This window comes from Parasphingorhabdus sp., assembly GCF_048267785.1.
In the GTDB taxonomy this organism is placed as follows: domain Bacteria; phylum Pseudomonadota; class Alphaproteobacteria; order Sphingomonadales; family Sphingomonadaceae; genus Parasphingorhabdus.
Genome location: NZ_JBLWWU010000002.1, coordinates 211,818 through 229,336, shown reverse-complemented (window position 1 = coordinate 229,336; position 17,519 = coordinate 211,818). Strand labels below are relative to the sequence as shown.

At 56.2% G+C, this 17,519-nt stretch carries 15 protein-coding genes; 5 read left to right on the top strand and 10 right to left on the bottom strand.

Features of this window, described 5'->3' with window-relative positions; translation table 11 throughout:
• Nucleotides 1–11: 11 nt before the first annotated feature.
• Genes ACN0VD_RS03130 through ACN0VD_RS03110 form a run of 5 tightly spaced genes read right to left on the bottom strand, consistent with a single transcriptional unit; the run spans nt 12 to nt 5,026 of the window.
• The gene (locus ACN0VD_RS03130) at nt 12–704 is read right to left on the bottom strand and encodes an alpha/beta fold hydrolase (protein ID WP_417591505.1); all 693 of its coding nucleotides are present in this window, start codon (nt 702–704) and stop codon (nt 12–14) included.
• Complete coding sequence (locus ACN0VD_RS03125; RefSeq protein ID WP_417591503.1) at nt 704–1,624, bottom strand: NAD(P)-dependent oxidoreductase; 921 nt, start codon at nt 1,622–1,624, stop codon at nt 704–706. The genes ACN0VD_RS03130 and ACN0VD_RS03125 overlap by 1 nt, the downstream gene beginning before the upstream one ends.
• Nucleotides 1,621–2,919, bottom strand: coding sequence for a phosphopyruvate hydratase (eno, locus tag ACN0VD_RS03120; RefSeq protein WP_417591501.1), 1,299 nt, complete (start codon nt 2,917–2,919; stop codon nt 1,621–1,623). Before eno ends, ACN0VD_RS03125 begins: the two co-directional genes overlap by 4 nt.
• Nucleotides 2,916–3,899, bottom strand: a complete 984-nt coding sequence (locus ACN0VD_RS03115) for a phosphotransferase family protein (protein WP_417591499.1) — start codon at nt 3,897–3,899, stop codon at nt 2,916–2,918. The genes eno and ACN0VD_RS03115 overlap by 4 nt, the downstream gene beginning before the upstream one ends.
• A complete protein-coding gene (locus tag ACN0VD_RS03110; RefSeq protein ID WP_417591497.1) occupies nt 3,899–5,026 on the bottom strand; it encodes an alpha/beta hydrolase in 1,128 nt (375 codons plus the stop codon). The genes ACN0VD_RS03115 and ACN0VD_RS03110 overlap by 1 nt, the downstream gene beginning before the upstream one ends.
• A 275-nt stretch (nt 5,027–5,301) precedes the next feature.
• Here ACN0VD_RS03110 and ACN0VD_RS03105 point away from each other — a divergent pair, with 275 nt between their 5' ends.
• Nucleotides 5,302–5,727, top strand: coding sequence for a MarR family winged helix-turn-helix transcriptional regulator (locus ACN0VD_RS03105; protein WP_417591495.1), 426 nt, complete (start codon nt 5,302–5,304; stop codon nt 5,725–5,727).
• On the opposite strand, the gene ACN0VD_RS03100 is transcribed toward ACN0VD_RS03105, so the two are convergent.
• Nucleotides 5,728–6,303, bottom strand: a complete 576-nt coding sequence (locus ACN0VD_RS03100) for an NADPH-dependent FMN reductase (RefSeq protein ID WP_417591493.1) — start codon at nt 6,301–6,303, stop codon at nt 5,728–5,730.
• A gap of 86 nt (nt 6,304–6,389) precedes the next feature.
• Nucleotides 6,390–6,890 (bottom strand): MarR family winged helix-turn-helix transcriptional regulator, encoded by a 501-nt coding sequence (locus tag ACN0VD_RS03095; protein ID WP_417591491.1) that lies wholly within the window; start codon nt 6,888–6,890, stop codon nt 6,390–6,392.
• 32 nt (nt 6,891–6,922) lie between these two features.
• Between ACN0VD_RS03095 and leuD the strand changes: the two genes are divergently transcribed.
• On the top strand, nt 6,923–7,690 hold the full coding sequence (leuD, locus tag ACN0VD_RS03090; RefSeq protein WP_417591489.1) for a 3-isopropylmalate dehydratase small subunit: 768 nt from the start codon (nt 6,923–6,925) through the stop codon (nt 7,688–7,690).
• On the opposite strand, the gene leuC is transcribed toward leuD, so the two are convergent.
• Nucleotides 7,687–9,102: a 3-isopropylmalate dehydratase large subunit gene (leuC, locus tag ACN0VD_RS03085; RefSeq protein ID WP_417591611.1), complete on the bottom strand. Its 1,416-nt coding sequence runs from the start codon at nt 9,100–9,102 to the stop codon at nt 7,687–7,689. The two genes, leuD and leuC, sit on opposite strands and share 4 nt — an antisense overlap.
• Nucleotides 9,103–9,533: 431 nt before the next feature.
• Between leuC and ACN0VD_RS03080 the strand changes: the two genes are divergently transcribed.
• From ACN0VD_RS03080 to ACN0VD_RS03070, 3 genes are all read left to right on the top strand, one after another.
• Nucleotides 9,534–11,789 carry a TonB-dependent receptor gene (locus tag ACN0VD_RS03080; protein WP_417591487.1) on the top strand — a complete coding sequence of 752 codons (2,256 nt, stop codon included), beginning with the start codon at nt 9,534–9,536 and terminating at the stop codon, nt 11,787–11,789.
• A gap of 69 nt (nt 11,790–11,858) precedes the next feature.
• Nucleotides 11,859–13,574: a sulfatase-like hydrolase/transferase gene (locus ACN0VD_RS03075; protein WP_417591485.1), complete on the top strand. Its 1,716-nt coding sequence runs from the start codon at nt 11,859–11,861 to the stop codon at nt 13,572–13,574.
• Nucleotides 13,575–13,634: 60 nt separating this feature from the next.
• The gene (locus ACN0VD_RS03070; protein ID WP_417591483.1) at nt 13,635–14,408 is read left to right on the top strand and encodes a 2-keto-4-pentenoate hydratase; all 774 of its coding nucleotides are present in this window, start codon (nt 13,635–13,637) and stop codon (nt 14,406–14,408) included.
• Between the two features lie 7 nt (nt 14,409–14,415).
• Here ACN0VD_RS03070 and ACN0VD_RS03065 read toward each other — a convergent pair whose 3' ends face one another.
• Both ACN0VD_RS03065 and ACN0VD_RS03060 read right to left on the bottom strand, forming a co-directional pair.
• The gene (locus ACN0VD_RS03065; protein WP_417591609.1) at nt 14,416–15,711 is read right to left on the bottom strand and encodes an acyl-CoA dehydrogenase family protein; all 1,296 of its coding nucleotides are present in this window, start codon (nt 15,709–15,711) and stop codon (nt 14,416–14,418) included.
• Nucleotides 15,712–15,728: 17 nt separating this feature from the next.
• Nucleotides 15,729–17,072, bottom strand: a complete 1,344-nt coding sequence (locus ACN0VD_RS03060) for a phosphotransferase (RefSeq protein ID WP_417591481.1) — start codon at nt 17,070–17,072, stop codon at nt 15,729–15,731.
• Nucleotides 17,073–17,519 lie beyond the last annotated feature (447 nt).

Sequence of the window (17,519 nt, the reverse complement as noted above, 5' to 3'; positions counted from 1 at the left end):
ATCGCAAACGCTTATGCATCAATGAAATTTGTGAGCAGGGGGACAACCACATCCGGCATTTCGACGGTGGTCAAATGTCCTGCCCCCTCGATTATCTCCAAGCGCGCGTCGGGGATTTCCTGCAATATCTCGTCATGATGCGCCCGGGTGGTAATACCGTCCTGATCGCCCCAGACGAGCAAGGTCGGCACCTTAATATCATGCAATTGCGGCCGACTGTCACAACGCCCCATAATTGCCCGTTGCTGCCGCAGGAATATATCCGCGCCGGTATCCGCTGCCATTTTCCGTGCGATGCCGAGCAAGCGCTCATCGTTCCGCCTCGCTTCGGGAAATAATATAGGAATACGCTCTTCGACCACCTGATCGAATTTTCCGCTCTCAACCAGGTCGATATACCCCTGCCGGCGCGTGGTTTGTGCCGGGCCATCGGCGGACGCAAGCGTCGAAAGCAAGATCAGTTTTCCCACGCGCTCCGGTGCGCGGCGCATTACGTCAAAGGCGACAAAGCCGCCCATCGCATGGCCGATCAATATGAATTTTGACGGCGCGTTATCGAGCAATGCCTGCGCCATATCGCCGATGGTTTCGCCGTTCCGGTTGTCCGCAACAATCAACTCGCGGTCACTCCATGCATCCAGCAGCGGTTGCCACACTGCATCGGTGAGAAGCTGGCCTGTAATAAGTACGATAGGAAGAGACATTAGATCACCTGATGCAAAAGGGGTTCATCGGCGGTCAACCGCCGGCAATTTTCATGCGCAACCGTCAGACTGCGCGTCAGCGTTTCGGGCGTCAGCCACGCAATATGTGGTGCCAGGACGACATTGGAGCGGTCAAGCAGTGGGTTTGACGGCTCCAGCGGTTCGTGCATGAACACATCCAGCCCAGCACCGCGCAAATGCCCGGACGCCAGCGCCCGGTTCAACCGCTCCTCGTCGACCAGTTCACCCCGCGCCGTATTCACCAGAACCGCGCCAGCTTTCATTGCCAGCGGATCAATCGTCCCCCGTGTCTCCTCGGTAAGCGGAATATGGAGCGACAGGATATCGCATTCGGCCACCATCCGCTCGAGCGGCCAGAATTCATAATCCACATCATGCGGGCTGCGGGCGGTATAAACAACTTTCGCGCCCAGTGCCGCCAGCACCGGCGCCAACCGTTGTGCCGAATTGCCAAAGCCGACGAGACCGACCGTCCGTCCGGCAATTTCGCCGACATTGTCCAGCTCCGAAGGATCTGCGGTCCATCCTTCCCCGCCACGCGTCCGCGCGTCAAAAAAGCAAGTCCGGCGCAACACCGCCATCATCAGCGAAAGCGCCATTTCCGCCACAGCCTGGCTGTTTGTGCCCGGCATATTGCACACCGCCACACCATGTTCGCGGGCTGCATCAAGCGCGATGGTGTTCACCCCGACGCCGATTTTCTGAATGAGTTTGAGATTGGGGGCCGAGGCGATGAATTCTGCCGTTACCGGCGTCAGCACGTGGAGTAAGGTCGTGATTTCTCCCGCAACACTCTCGAGCGATGCGGCTTCGTCGACATGCCTTACGACTCCGGGACCGAAAACATTCTCCACTTCAGCGCGAAAACCGGGGCTCGGGCGGGCGTGCAGAACGATCATGCCAACGCCTCCGCAATCGGAGCCGCAAATGCCGATATTCCTGCGAATGTCGCATCGCAGCCCATGGCTTCCTCGATCCGCAACATCTCGTTCCATTTCGCCATGCGTTCGGAGCGCGTAAAGCTGCCGACCTTCAATTGCCCGGCATCCCATCCGGTCGCGAGATGGGCAATCGTGACATCCTCGCTCTCGCCCGACCGCGCCGAGACAATTGCGCCCCAGCCATGTGATACCGCCGCGTCAAGCGCGGCCTTGGCCTCTGTCACAGTGCCAACCTGGTTAACCTTGATCAGCGCGGCGTTGCACGCACCGGCATCATGCGCATCCGCCACCCGCTTTGCATTGGTCACAAGCACATCATCACCAATGATCTGTACATGATCACCGACCGCCGCCGTCACGGCCGCCATCGTTACCCAATCATCCTGTCCCGCAGGATCCTCGACCGACAATATCGGATATTGTTTTGTCCACTCGATGATTCGCGCGCCCATTTCCTCTCCGGACAACCGCCGGTCATCAAGCGCAAGATTATATCCGGAAGAATCTCCCAGTTCATTGGCTGCGATATCGAGCGAGATGAACACATCTTCGCCGGCACGGTGTCCACCGGCTTCAATGGCGCGGGTCAGCGTGTCGAGCGCGTCCTCGTTCGATGAAAAATTAGGCCACCAGCCGCCTTCGTCAGCGACGCCCGTCAACGGCCCCTTTTCTTCCATCAGGCGGCCAGCAGCGCGGTAAACATCATCGGTGATTTCCAGCGCCCGGCGGAAACTTCCGGCCCTGGGGCACATGATCATGAAATCCTGCACATCGGTGCGCCGACCGGCATGGGCGCCGCCGCCGAAAATCTGGATCTCGGGCAGCGGTATGCGCACCGGCTTGCCATCTGCAAGATATTGCCAGATCGGCATGCCCGCGGCTGCAGCAGCAGCGTGCAGCACAGCCATAGACACCGCGACGACTGCATTGGCTCCCAGACGCGCCTTGTTTGGTGTGCCATCCAGTGTGCACAGGGCGGCATCAACCGCGCCCTGTTCGCGGGCATCCATGCCCATTATTGCGGGCGAAATTTCGTCGCCGATTGCCTTTACGGCGTGGTCGACGCCATAGCCGCCAAAGGCGTCGCCACCGTCACGCAGGTCAACCGCTTCATGCGCGCCACGCGACGCTCCGGCAGGCGCGATGGCCCGTCCGACCACACCCGATTCAAGCGTCACTTCAGCCTCTACCGTTGGCCGTCCCCGAGAATCCCAAAGCTGGCGGCCGGTAACAGAAGCGATACGTGAAGTCATACAAAAGTCCTTTTCCACTGGGTAACAAGATCATCGATCGGCACAGGTTCGAGAATCAACGCCCGCGCTTGCGTTCGTATAATATCCTTATGCTCTTCTTCGACCAGATAGGGCGCCGGCGATTTGCCTTCGACCCGCGCAAGCAGCAAGGCCCCGGCCAGCCGTCCGGCGCGCTGCAGGAGTTCGTCGGGGACCTCCCAATCGATCACCGCCCGATAGGCATCGACCATCGCAGCCGCCGCCTGCCGCAATTTTTCGCTGTCGAGCCACACGGATTTGAGCAACAGATGGGTGATACAAAAGGCAAGGTCGAATGCGGGGTCACTGTAAACTGCGCATTCCGCGTCGATGAAGACCGGATTATCGCCGTTCACAAGGATATTCTTTGGACTGACATCACCATGTACCAGAGCGATCTTGCGCGACATCAGGTCCTCCGCAAGGTCGCGCAACGCGGGTGCCAGTGCCGGATCGTTATCTGCAACATGGAGCAGAAATGGATCCACGCGTAGCGCGCGAAACATCGCATCGTTGGGGAAATTATCACGATCAACGATATTGTTCGCGGTTGCCGCATGCACCGTCGCAATCCGGCTCCCAACCCGCGCGGCAAAATCAATATCCACGCGTCCGGCGACCAGTTCGTCTTTCCACACCGGACAATCGGGAAGAAATGTCATCGCAAAAGCATGGCCGACAGACAGTTCGGCAAGCACCTCCGGCACGATGGCGGGCTCTACTTCGCGCACACGCCTTAACCAGCGCACCTCACTTTCTCCGCGCTCGACCGGCGCGTTCCATTCGGCGGCGACGCGCAACTGCGCCAGCGGACGTTTGACGACGATTGATCCGGTCGGCGTGTCAAGTTTCCAGACATCGCACGATACGCCGCCGGTGAGTGGTTCGAGCAGCGGCTCTGCGGTATCGGTAAGGCCGGCATCCCGCAGTGCTTGAACGATCTCACCGGCGTCGGTCGGCATCAAAGCTTTTCCCGGATCCAGTTGCCGACGAGATCAGCGGCATTCTGCCGTTCTGCAATCGAATCCTCGAAATAATGCGCGCCCGGGATCAGTTCCAGCTGCTTGTCGCTGCTGCCGAGAAATTCGAATATCTTGCGGGCATCGCTGGGGAACACGCCGGTGTCCGCCATGCCCTGCACCACCAGCGCAGGCGTATCATGCTTGACCAGATGTGGCTTGCCCTGACAGGGCGAAGTTTCCAGACTCCACATATTCAGCCAGGTCTTGATCGAATTGGCCCGGCCGATACTCGGACTGCGGTTGGCCAGCGCGGGATCACCGCGATAGCACCAGTTGGCTTTGCGGTCCGACGGGTCGATCGCCGGATCAACGCAGCGGATATCGCCCCAGCAGCGGAACATCGGGAATATCCGGTCGGGAATGCCGGCATCGTTCAGCCGCTTCAGTTCGACCTTGGCCCAGTCGGTAATCCGCTGGTTGCGATCCCTCTGTGCGCTGCGGTATTTTGCGATGAACTCATCGGAATAAGGAGGCCCATTTTCCGGATTGAACGGGTCGAGCGCCGGGTCGGTGGCGACCGGGTCATTCTCGTCAATCACCGATGCATCCATCCAGTCGGTCAGCACTTCGGGCCGACCCTGATGGGCGTTGAACGAGATATAAAGATCGCCTTTGACCAGATCAGCCAGAGCGTCCTGCCCGACAGATGGCAAGCGATCGGTCAGGGTGGGGGCAATGGCTTCAGCCTGATAGGCGCCCATTAGAGAGCCACCTCCGGAATTCCCCAAAATGACGATCTGTTCCACGCCCGCCTCTTCCTTCAGCCAGCGCATGCCGACACCGATATCCAGAACCGCATGTTCGAGCAGGAACTGGTCTTCCACTCCGCGATAGCGCGTGTTCCAGCCGAGAAAGCCAAAGCCCTGCCGGGCAAAATAGGGCGCAATATAATGTTCGGAGAAATCGACATTATAATGAGTAGCGATGATTGCGACTTTGGGCCGCTTGCCGCTTTCCGTCCAGTAAATGCCCTGGCATGGATGCCCGCCCGCCTGGATGCGCGGCGCGGTCGGCGAGGTCCGTCCGATAAATTGCGCGTCCAGCCCTTCGGTTCCGTTGGCGTCCATATTCTGTCTCCTGTTTCTTATGAGTAATAATTATTGATGGTCAGCGGTCGGCGGCGAGGATCAGCGACTATCGCAAGCGGAAAACCCCCATACCCCAACACCAAATAAAGAATAGTATGCTAAGTGTTTTTCTTTTGCAACATTCTATTGCTTGCCCGACCGGCGTGCATGCCATAGTTTGTGAGCGACGATCTCACGATAAAACGACAGGAAAGCAGATTCCTCCTATGCGTCAAAACCAACTCATCATTGCACTGTTTCAGCGATTCTGCTGGATGGACGAAGGGCTCCAGGCCCGCCTGCATGATCGGGGATGGCCGGATGTCAGCCGCTCGCAATCAATGGTCATGACCAATATCGTGAGCGGAATCGTGCGCCCATCGGACATTGCCCGCAATCTCGGCGTCTCACGGCAGGCCATTCACAGCACGATTAACCAGATGGAAAAACTTGGCATATTGCAACTCGATGTCGACCCGCAGGACCGGCGTCATGTCATCGCTTCACTGACCGAAACGGGCCAGATGATGCGCCGCGATGCGCAATTGGCGATGGACAGCCTGACGTCGCAAATCGCATCTCTTCTGGGTCAGGAAAAATTTGATGCGCTGCTCGACGCCCTTGACGCAGACTGGGGAGACAATATCGACCAAGAGGCTCGGAAAAAGAAGTCTCGGCCTGACCGCGTTGCAACAGCTTAGCTACTCTGCCAGTGCCCTAGCGACCTTGATCAAACGAGCCGTGGCATTACTGACAAGCATTGTCGGCAGTTCTTCTTTTAACCGACCATCGCTTTCATAGGCGGTGTGCGCCGCGGGGATAACAACCTGCTCCGGTATCACCGTCATCTCGACGGCGTTCAAAATCTGGCGTAGATGCGTAAGCCCGCGTAATCCGCCAAAAGGGCTCAGCGATGCGGCCATGATCGCCGCTGCTTTCCCGCGATAGGCGGTAAAGGCAATCAACCCTTCCTCTCCCGTCGGTCGGGAGGCCCAGTCGATTGCATTTTTAAGCAATGGCGGGATCGAACCATTATATTCCGGCGAGACCACCAGCAATCCGTCCTGTTCGGATAATATTTGCTTGAGGCGAAGGGCGTCTGGCGGGAAATTATTGGCCTCCAGTTCCGCCGAATAAATGGGCAAGTCAAACGCGCTCAGATCAACCTCGGTCACCGTCCCGCCATGCGCCTCCAGCTGCGCAATAGCTAATTTGGCCAGCATCCTGTTAAACGATCCCGACCGGACACTTCCGGCGATTACTGCGATTTTTGTCATTGTTTCTCCTACCATCTGATTGGTTTGTTACTCTGATGTGGTTCGATAGTATTTTTGGTGTGGAAGTGCGTCGATATGCCGGACGTTTAGGCATTAACGTCCCACGATGCCGATAATTCACGCGTTTCATCCGCCAGATTCGCGATGACACGCTGCATCAGTGACTGCAACTGCGCCACCTCGTCTTCGCTCATCCCGCGGGTCGCAATTTCGTGAATTTCCGCATTCATCGGCGCAAGGACCAGTTCCAGCCGTTTCGCATGCGGCGTCAAATATACATAAGTCTTGCGCCGGTCGACCGGCGTTTTTTTGCGAACAACGAACCCTGCTTTTTCTAGACTTTTCAGCGACACCACCGTTGTCGGTTCGCGCATGCCCACCCGTTCGCTCAGTTCGCGCTGGGTAATTCCGTCTTCCAGCCACAATTGCCGCAGAAAACGCCATTGACCAGCCGAAACATTATGGACCATCGTCCCGCGCTCCAGCAGGCGTGAAAACGACCGGAACACGATGCGCGCCAGATAGCCGATACTGTTGTTCGGATCTGTGTAATATTCCGGTTGATGGCGATCACTCTCCTTTTTCATGGCTATATATAATTCCCCATTAGAGTGTCTGGATGGTTACGATTCACCCGCCGATGGAACTTATCCTTAGAACACAAAGTATTGAGCGGCAACGAATTATTTTAACCCTCGGGCATCGGGATAATAAATCCGATCTCTCGCCACAATACCAAAAAGGGTCTGGACCGCAACGCGCGGTTCCCTTACCCTTGCGAGACAAGATTATGGAGAAGCCGTTGAAAAAATTCACATGTTTATCAGGTGTAGCAGCCCCTTTGGCGCTGTCAAATATAGACACAGACATGGTTCTTCCGGCACAATATATGAAAGGCCTGACCCGCAAGGGCCTCGGCAACCATCTTTTTCAAACAGCTCGCTACCGTGCCGATGGCAGTGACAATCCTGGCTTCATTCTCAACCATCCGAAATGTCGTGATGCCGAAATTCTGATAACGGATCGGAATTTTGGCTGTGGGTCGTCTCGTGAACATGCCGTATGGGCAGTCGCGGATTTTGGAATCCGCTGTATCATCGCACCCAGTTTCGGTACTATATTTGCGGCCAATTCGCGCAAGAACGGTCTGTTGTTGATCACCTTACCGGATGCGATATGCCACGATCTCCGCGAGCTGGTTGTGCAGTCCGACTATGCCCCCATCACCATCGATCTTGTGAACCAGAAAATCACCCTCGCTTCAGAACAAGACATTCCCTTTACGATCGATGAGAACGACCGTCACATCCTGCTCCACGGACTTGACGACATCAGCAGATCCTTACAGCATATCACCGCAATCGAGCGATTCGAAAATGCAGCTTAACACTGGTCAGGATCGATAATATAGCCGGCAATGGCGCTGGCGGCTGCCATTGCCGGACTCATCAGATGAGTCCGGCCTGCTTGGCCCTGCCGGTTTTCAAAATTGCGGTTGGACGTCGAACCACAACGTTCACCGGGTAGCAATTTGTCGGCATTCATGCCGACGCACATCGAGCAGCCGGGCTGTCGCCAATCAAAACCGGCATTGCGAAAAACCCGATCCAGCCCTTCGGCTTCGGCCTGTATTTTGACGAGGCCGGATCCGGGTACAATCATGGCACCGATATGCTCTGCAACCATCCGGCCGTCCACGATAGCGGCGGCGGCGCGCAAATCTTCGATGCGGCTGTTCGTGCAACTGCCGATGAAGATTCGATCGAGGCGCAATCCGGCAATCGGCATACCCGGGGACAGGCCCATATAATCCAGTGCCCGTTCAGCCTCGATCCGAGCCACAGGGTCGCGGAGGGCGGCGGGATCGGGGACCGTTTCGTCAATCGCAATAATCTGCGACGGGTTGGTTCCCCAACTGATCATCGGGCGAACACGCCGCGCATCAATCTCTATCTGGCGATCAAATGGGGCTTCGGGGTCGCTTGACAACAGCTGCCATTGCTCCAGCTTCGCCGTCCACGCGACGCCCTCAGGGGATGCCGCCCTTCCCTTTAGATAGGCATATGTCTTTTCATCCGGCGAAACCAGTCCGGCACGGGCGCCCATTTCGACACTCAGGTTGCACAAAGTCATCCGCGCTTCCATCGATAGCGACCGGATCGCCTCCCCGGCAAATTCGATGACATGGCCATTCGCCCCGTCCACACCGATCTGCTGCAAGATATAGAGCGCCAGATCCTTGGCATAGACATGCGGTGACAACGAACCGGTAACATTGATGCGCATGTTGAGGGCGCGGCGCTGCCGAATCGTCTGGGTTGCCAGTACATGCTCCACCTCCGACGTGCCGATACCAAAGGCGAGCGCGCCAAAAGCCCCGTGGGTTGATGTGTGACTGTCACCGCAAACGATTGTCATGCCGGGTTGCGTTCGCCCTTGCTCGGGGCCGACGACATGGACAATCCCGTTGCGCGGATCACCCATTGCAAAACGTTCGATTCCCGCGCGATCGGCATTTTCTGCAAGCATCTCAAGCTGGGCACGTGCCTCTTCGTCCGTAACAGCACCGGTACCGGCGTCTTGATTCACCGTCGGCACATTGTGATCGGACAGCGCCAGCGCCAAAGCAGGTCGACGGACCTTCCGTCCGGTGGCGGCGAGACCCGCAAATGCCTGCGGCGAGGTGACTTCGTGGATCAGATGGAGGTCAACATAGAGCAACGTCTCGCCACCATCTTCGGCAACGACATGCGCATCCCAGATCTTGTCATATAATGTACGGGCAGTCGACACGGGCATTACGCCAGCTGGGCAAGTGACAATGATGCGCTCGCTGCCACTAGAGACTCGTGACAAGATGCAAGCCTGAGCCGTCTTTGCCCAATCATCCATTCATAGTTCCGCCATTTTCGCAAATCGAAATCCTTTTTTATAGATTGTCACGCCAGAGCGCTGGCATCCAAAAAACCTTCGCTTTCTAATCACTTGAGCCAACGGTATGGAAAAAAATGACAATTTGGTTTCAAATTCGACTATACTTAGTACTTGAAGTATTATTTGTCCATGTTTAAGCGCGCATCGGGAGAGCAAAAAACTGGTCTGGCAGCAGCGCCAGCTACGTTTTGGACACGCTTCCGGACATTGATAGGCCAAACTTGGGATGCACGTCGGCACCCGATTGTTCCGATGTGAATAAAAAAAACGAAATAGGCCAAAGCGAGGAGGAAATCATGAGGACCCGACTAATCTTACTATCAACTGCGGCAGCCTTGATTGCATTGCCAGCACATGCTCAAACCCAGACACCATCCAGCGACCAGGCATCCGAGGCGACTTCGACCTTCGGCGAGATCGTGGTCACAGCGCAGCGGCGATCAGAGAGCGTGCAGGATGTGCCAATCGCCATATCCGCGTTCAATTCCGAAATAATCGAGGCCAGCGGAAGTACCGATATCACCAGCCTCAATGGGCTTGCACCCAATGTAGTCCTTCAGACTGAGGGACTCGTAGCCAACGTTCCGATGATTTCTATCCGCGGAATGAGTACGTCTGATCCCGATCCCAACGCCGACCCCAAGGTCAGCACGATCATCGACGGTGTGTATATCCCGTTCGTATCAAGCACCATGCTCGATCTTTTTGACGTCGAACGTATTGAAGTTCTCAAGGGCCCACAAGGCGTGTTGTTTGGCAAGAATAATCTCGCCGGAACGATCAATGTCATCTCGGCGCGGCCAACCGATAATTTCGGCGGTGAAGCGCGCGTCAGCTTGGGATCCTTCGGGCTCAAGCAATTCCGGGGCAAGGTGAATAGTGGGCGCTTTGCTGATGATTCCCTGGCGGCCAAGGTGGCGGTCAATTTTCGCGATTATAACGGATATAGCCGTAACGTCATCACCGGAAACCGGCTAAACGGGGCCAATGTCAAATCGGTTCGCGGCGCCCTTAATTTTGACCAGGGCGGCGCATTTGATTCCACCGTCATAGTGGACTGGCTGAAGCAGAAAACAGTCGGGCCTGCGCCGTTTGTTGTGGACAACGGCGATCCCAATTGGGATCTGCTGCCAGACGCGGCAAAGAACGACGTTCGCAAGGCGGCCATCCCCTTTGATCCATTTGCCAATACAGAAAGTTACGGTGGATCATGGACGTCAAATCTTGATGTAGGTTACGGCACCGTTACGGCGGTGTTGGGTTACCGTCATCTTTCCTATCTCACGCGCGGTGATTTTGACGGACTGATCAACCCGGTACCCGGGCTCGATGTAGCCCGTGATTTTTCCGGTGAATCGAAAAGCGGCGAGTTGCGTTATGTGTCACCTGATGGTGAGCCGGTCGATTTCGTTATTGGCCTCTATTACCAGACAGACAAGTGGCATCAGGACAACACTGTATTTGCCAATCCTGCCGTTACAACATTAGCCCAGCTGGATCAGGATACTGAAAGCTATGCTGTATTCGCGCTGGTTAACGCCCATCCCGCTGATGGTTTGACGCTATCAATCGGGGGTCGCTACAGCCACGATCACAAAAAATACGACATCGCGTCACAGGTCTTAGTCAATTCCAATCAAACGTCATCGTTCCAGAGTAGTCTGGAGGCCTCATGGGCAGAGTTCACACCGCGACTGACCGCCAATTACAAGGTCACACCAGACATCATGGTCTATGCGAATTATTCGCAAGGCTATAAAGCTGGCGGATATAACTCGCGGGGCACCATACCTGAAAATGTCGGGCCTTATGATCCCGAACGCGTAACCGCATATGAAATCGGTGCGAAGACCGATTTATTTGATCGCCTGCTGCGCTTCAATGTTGCTGGTTTTGTGAATAATTACCGCGACCTGCAATCATCGGTTACCAAAATGGGAGTCGTGCGGCCTGAAAACATCACGACCAATGTTGCCGCAGCAAAGATCTATGGCCTCGAGTTCGAGACGATGCTGCGCCCTACATCCAACTTCACGGTTAACGCGAACCTTGCCTATCTGCACGCTCGCTACAACGATTTCTGCGCCGACACCGACGGCATATTTACCGACGGTTCGCCAGAAGCGCGCCAATGCGGACCTGCGGTTCCTATCCTCATCAACGGCGTCCCGAACGGCACTTTTTCGGTGCCAACGGATTCGACGAATCTCGAGCTTGCCAACGCACCGAAATGGAGCGGAAGCCTGTCGGCTGATTATGTCATTCCAACAAGTTTCGGGCAGGTCAAACTGCACAGTGACGCACGCTATTCGGCGCGTTTCAACACTTGGGGGCGGAGCAACGATCCAGGCTATTACCGCGATGAAGTCGTTTTGGTGAACGCGAGCATTGGGGTCGCAGGTCATGATGACAAGTGGAAGGTCACCGTCTATGGTTTGAACCTGACCGATCAGGATGTGATTTCCGGAGCAATCTCTGCCGGGGCTACTCCGATACAGCAATTCTATCAGCCGCCGCGCGAATTTGGAGTGGATTTCGCATTTAAATTCTGACGCCTTTCGCCTGTGGTACAGGAGATTTGTACCACAGGCGTTACCCCGGCGAATGTTAGGAGAGAGAGTATGAGCTGGAACATAAATCGTAGGAATTTTGTCGGAGGCATGGGTGCTTTGGCTGCCGCCGGCCTTACGATACCGGCCTATGCCAAAAACGGCAAAAAAATGAACGTCCTGATGATCGTCACGGATCAGGAACAGAGCGTCGCCAGCTATCCCGATGGATTACTCGAAAAACTGCCCGCGCACCGCGAATTGATGGAACGCGGCATGCTTGTTGAAAATTACCATGTTCACACGACACCTTGCACACCGTCGCGCTCGACAATCTTTCAAGCGCATCACACTCAACAAACTGGGCTGTTTCTGAACAGCGACCGACCGCCTTATCCGGTCGCAGCGGAAAACATGCCTACGCTGGGCCATATGATGCAGGCCGCTGGCTATTACACGAGCTACAAGGGCAAGTGGCACCTCAGCCGGATCAACCACCAACGCAATTGGCCGCGCGTGACCGGCGACATCTATCCGACCACCGAGCATTATATGGAGAAATACGGGTTTCATGATTATGGCTTCGACGGCGAAGAACTCGGTCTGACATGGGACGGCTATCGCTCCGACAAATATGTTGCGGCGGATGCGGCTCGCAGCATTTTCGATTATGTACGGCGAGACAAGGCTGATGGGAAACCGTGGTTCCAAGTGGTCGGCCTGGTCAATCCGCACGACATCATGTTCTATGATGCGACGGGGCATCAGGCAGAAAGCCGACCCCATCCCAATATTCTGGGGCCCTTGCGGCGCGAACCGGGCGATCCTCTCTACGAGGTCGACAATAAATTCGACTTGCCGGAAAGCTTTTTCAAGGATGATCTATCAACCAAACCCGAAGCACATCGCGCAATCGTAAGGCTCAATGATCGTTTCTACGGAGAGATGCGGCATGATGATGAAGCATCGTGGCGCCGCTTTCGTAACTATTATTACAATTGTTTGCGCGACGTTGATCGCCGCCTCGCTCAATTGCTCTGGGCGCTCAAGGAAAGCGGCCAGATTGATAATACCATCATCATCTATACCAGCGACCATGGCGAACGCGCGGGCGCGCACGGTATGCGTCAAAAAGGCGCAACAATGTATCGGGAGGAAACCAATATCCCGATGATTATTGCCCATCCTGACTTCTCCGGTGGGCGCACCACCAAAGGATTGATGGGTGCGATCGACATCGCACCAACCTTGCTGAGCCTCGCCGGCATGTCGGCCGGTGAAATATCCACGAGCTTTCCCGGCCTGCCCGGTATTGACGTATCAGACCTGCTCTCGTCGCCCAACATGCCAACCGCGCGCGACAAGCAAGGACATCTGTTTAACTATGCGGTGGCGCATTATTGGGAACCATTGCCGAAACAGGCCGCAGGACCGCCTATGCCCGGCCAGACCGAACTCGATTTTGCCAAAATCTACGATCTGACGAAGCGGCGGCTCCATCGCGGCGTTCATGATGGACGCTATAAATTCGCCCGATATTTTGCGCCTGCGCACCATCACAAGCCGACTGACTGGGAAACACTCAACGGTCTGAATGATCTTGAACTCTATGACACCCATGCCGACCCGAACGAACTGGTCAACCTCGCAAAGGATTCCAAACAGCGGGCAACCGTTATGCGGCTTAACAAGATGGTCAATGCGCTGATAGATCGTGAAATCGGAACGGATGACGGCCGTGAATATCCTGGTCCGACGGAATTATATAACCAGCCGGAAAAAATATGACCGACCACCACACGCTCGGAGGCCAGCCACTGCATCACCCTTATTCCGAGATCACACATCATGATTGAACACAAATTCCATGCCGCAAATCTGCGCAATGCCTACAATGGACCGACAATTGCGCCGCTGCGCGATAGCGAACCGCAGGCGACAAACGAGGATGCCTATATTATCCAGGCGCTGAACCGGGATCATTGGGTGCAGACAGGCCGCCAGATTGTCGGCGCCAAGATCGGCCTGACGTCAAAAGCGGTGCAGCAACAACTTGGGGTCGACCAGCCCGATTTCGGTGTGCTTTTTGCCGATATGCAGGTTGGTGATGATGGCACAATAACGTCGGACAGACTGCTCCAGCCGAAGGTCGAAGCGGAAATCGCCTTCCGCCTCGGACGAGATATCAAAAGCGTTGGCGACACTCCCTCCGCATTGGTCGATGCAGTCTCCGGTGTGTTTCCTGCACTGGAAATTGCCGACAGCCGCGTCGCGGACTGGGATATCACCTATGTCGATACCGTAGCCGACAACGCTTCGGCTGGCATGTTCATTCTCGGCAACCGGTCGCTTGACCTCCAGGACATCGATCTTGTGGGCTGTTCCATGCGCATGGAACAGAACGGCACGGTTGTTTCTGAAGGCAACGGCGCGGCCTGTCTGGGCCATCCGCTAAACGCCCTTGCCTGGCTGGCCTCAATCCGCATCGAACAGGGCAATCCGCTGAAGGCAGGCGACATCATCCTGTCCGGCGCGCTCGGGCCGATGGTTCCTGCGGCGCCTGGTGACAATTTCACTGCACATATAGATGGCATGGGCAGCGTCAGCGTCGATTTCACCTAAAGTTGCATCAGAGCTTGCCCGACGTCTCTTTCCGTGGACCGATATAGCCGAACAGATAGGCCGCAATCTTGCGCATCTGGATCTCTTCAGCGCCCTCGGTAATGCGGTAGCGGCGGTGATGCCGATAGATATGCTCGAACGGCTTGTGCCGGGAATAGCCCATCCCGCCATGAATTTGCATCGCCCGGTCCGCGGCCTCGCAGCACAATCGGTTTGCCCAATAATTGCACATTGATACGCGGTCGGATAATCGGTGCTCGACCTCTTTATGAGGCATATTGTCCATCTCCCACGCGGTCTTATGGATCAGCAGACGCAACATTTCGGTCTGCGTTGACAGTTCGACAAGCGGGAACTGGATGGCCTGGTTTTTCGCCAGCGCCTGTCCGAACGGCTTCCGCTCCCGGGCATATTTGACGCTCTCCTCTATACAGAAGACAGCTGCGCCGAGAGAGGATGCCGCCTGGCGGATCCGGTTCTGGTGCACAAAGCTTTGCGCGATCGACAATCCGCCGTCTACCGGTCCGAGCCGCGCACTGTCGGGCACCCACACATCGGTAAAGCTCACCCTCGGGTGATCGGTGGGCATGTTGAAGGTCCACAGATATTCCTCGATCACAAAGCCGGGCGACGGATTGGGAACGAGCAGGCAAGTGATGCCCTTCGCATCGCCATCCTTGCCGCTGGTGCGGCAGAAGGTGGCGCAATGGGTCGCGACATGCATGCCGGTAGCCCACATTTTCTCGCCGTTGACGAGCCAGCCGTCAACCCCATCACGGGTTTCCCGAACGGCCCGCGTCTCCATGAAGGTCGCATCGCTACCGTGATCGGGCTCGGTGAGCCCGAAAGCCGTCCGCCTGCTTCCCTCAAATCCGCCGAGGATGAATTCCTGCTTCTGTGCCTCGCTGGTCGCAAACTGCTCGAACATGGCGACAAACGGAAAATTGCCGACAATGCTATGCTCATTCTGGAGGTCGTTATGAAGCCCGAGCCCCTTGGCGGTCAGATGTTCCCGGATGACCGCCATCCACAGATTAGAACCATCCTTGCCACCATATTTCTTGGGGGCAGAAAAACGCCAGTGGCCCGCCGCGTCGGCCCGCTTCGTTGCGGCGTGCAACAGTTGTTCCCAGTCCTCGCGCGGCAGTCCCTGGTTGTCCCAGTCGGTTCGGCTATTCTCCCGGCGATGATCGAAAAAACGGATATTGTCGTCGGCTTGCTCCAGCGGCCTGATCTCCGCTTCGATAAAGGCATCGAGTTCATCTAGATAGGCCTGCAAGTCGTCCGCTATGGTAAAATTCATCATTTCCCTCTCTCGTTTTATCCGCGCCACAGTTTGCGCGCGCGCTGGAGCGCTGCATATTTCGGACTGTCTACCGCACATTTGTCGAGGGCATCGCGGCGCAACTGCGCCAACACGCCGGCATCGGCCAGCGATACTCTGCCCTTCAGGAAATCGTTGGCCCGCGCTGCGTCTTCAGCGGAAATAGGCGCAACAAGATCACGGACGGCAATGCCCAGTGCGTTCATGGCAACCGCTACCTCGAATTTGGCATGGCCACTGGCATCCGGCTTGATGGTCGCACCCAGCCAGTCCTGCACGGCGGTGACTATCTCATATGTCGTCGGTTCACCCGTTGGTGTTTCGGGGGCTGGCCGGGATGGTGACAAGGTTCGCAAGCGCTCGGCCTCGGGGGCTTCCGTTTCCAGCAGCATCAGCAGATCCAGTTCTTGCTCGGCAGTGCGGCGACCAATCACGACGCGCTCAACCGTGCTATCGGCACCGCTTCGCCAGGCCTCGCCCATCTGCAGGCATCCGAGAGCCCACCACAAAGTGCGATAGACTAGCCAGAAATGGAAACGTTCGCGGTCGACCGGTACGCCTCCCGCTTGCTGATAGGCCGTGAAATATTTGTCGAGACTGCCGAGGCCGAACGCTGGCTTGTCCAGTTCGCCAAAGCGCCACACAGTCATGCAGCCAAAGGCAATATCTTCATGGGGATCGCCAAGATGGGCAAGTTCCCAATCCAGTATCCCGGCCAGTCCGTCATTGTCCGCCATGATGTTGCCCATGCGATAATCGCCATGCACAAGCACCGGCTTTACCGGAGTTGGCAAATGATCCTCGCACCATTTGATTGCCAGCGCGATGATCGGTCGGTTGCCTCCATAATCATGGAAGCGCGCCCTGAGTTCGGCGAGCGCCGCTGCCGTGTCCATCAGCGGGATCGCATCGGGAATTGTCTCGGCAGGGATGGCATGAATATGAGCGAGCTCACGGCCAAGGGCGTTCAGCAACGATGGTGGCGGTGCAGCCAATATTCTGGCCGGGTTCACCTCTGCGACTATTCTGCGCATGATATATCCGGTGCCAATGCCATCCTCGTCGGCCAGCACGCCGATCACCTCGGGTGCTTGCACGCCGGCGTTATGCGCCGCAATGACCAATGCCGCTTCATCGACATGGCCAAAGGGCCGGTCGGCCATATATTCCGCCGATGGCGCACGCCTCAGCACATAAGAACACAATCCGTCGCGTCCTTCCCAGTCGAACGCCCAGCTTTCCATGTTCGCTCCACCCGACAGGCGTTGAAGACCGGACAGACTTCCCACACCCGCAACACGGGCCATGAATGCCGAAAGGGATGCCGCAAGATCAGTCATGCGTCAGAAAACTGCCAAAAACACCGCCAGATCAACATTCTATCTGCGGTATCCCGACAGCCACCAGCAAGTCTCATCACACCCCCAATTACTTAGTATACTATGCTGTATCGAATGCCTTGGCTCCCAGCAAGGCAAGATTGCGAGGTTGGCGATTTCAGCCATCCTCTGGGAAACGGAGCGGATCATCTCAACCGGTATCTCATCTATTCTGATGACTAATGGCGGCCTTGCACCGTTTCGACGAGCCATCGAAACATCTTGTCCGAAAGCGCAACAGACTCGTCATTCGGTTATACTCGGTCGGGATTTCAATGGCATGTGACGACCAGAATATCTTCTATACCATTACCTCTCGTCCTCCCAACAGACGCGCTTCCTATTGCTCGGAAAGGACACCGACAACACCGCCAGTACATTACATCTGGTTCGTGCCCGGGGAACGGG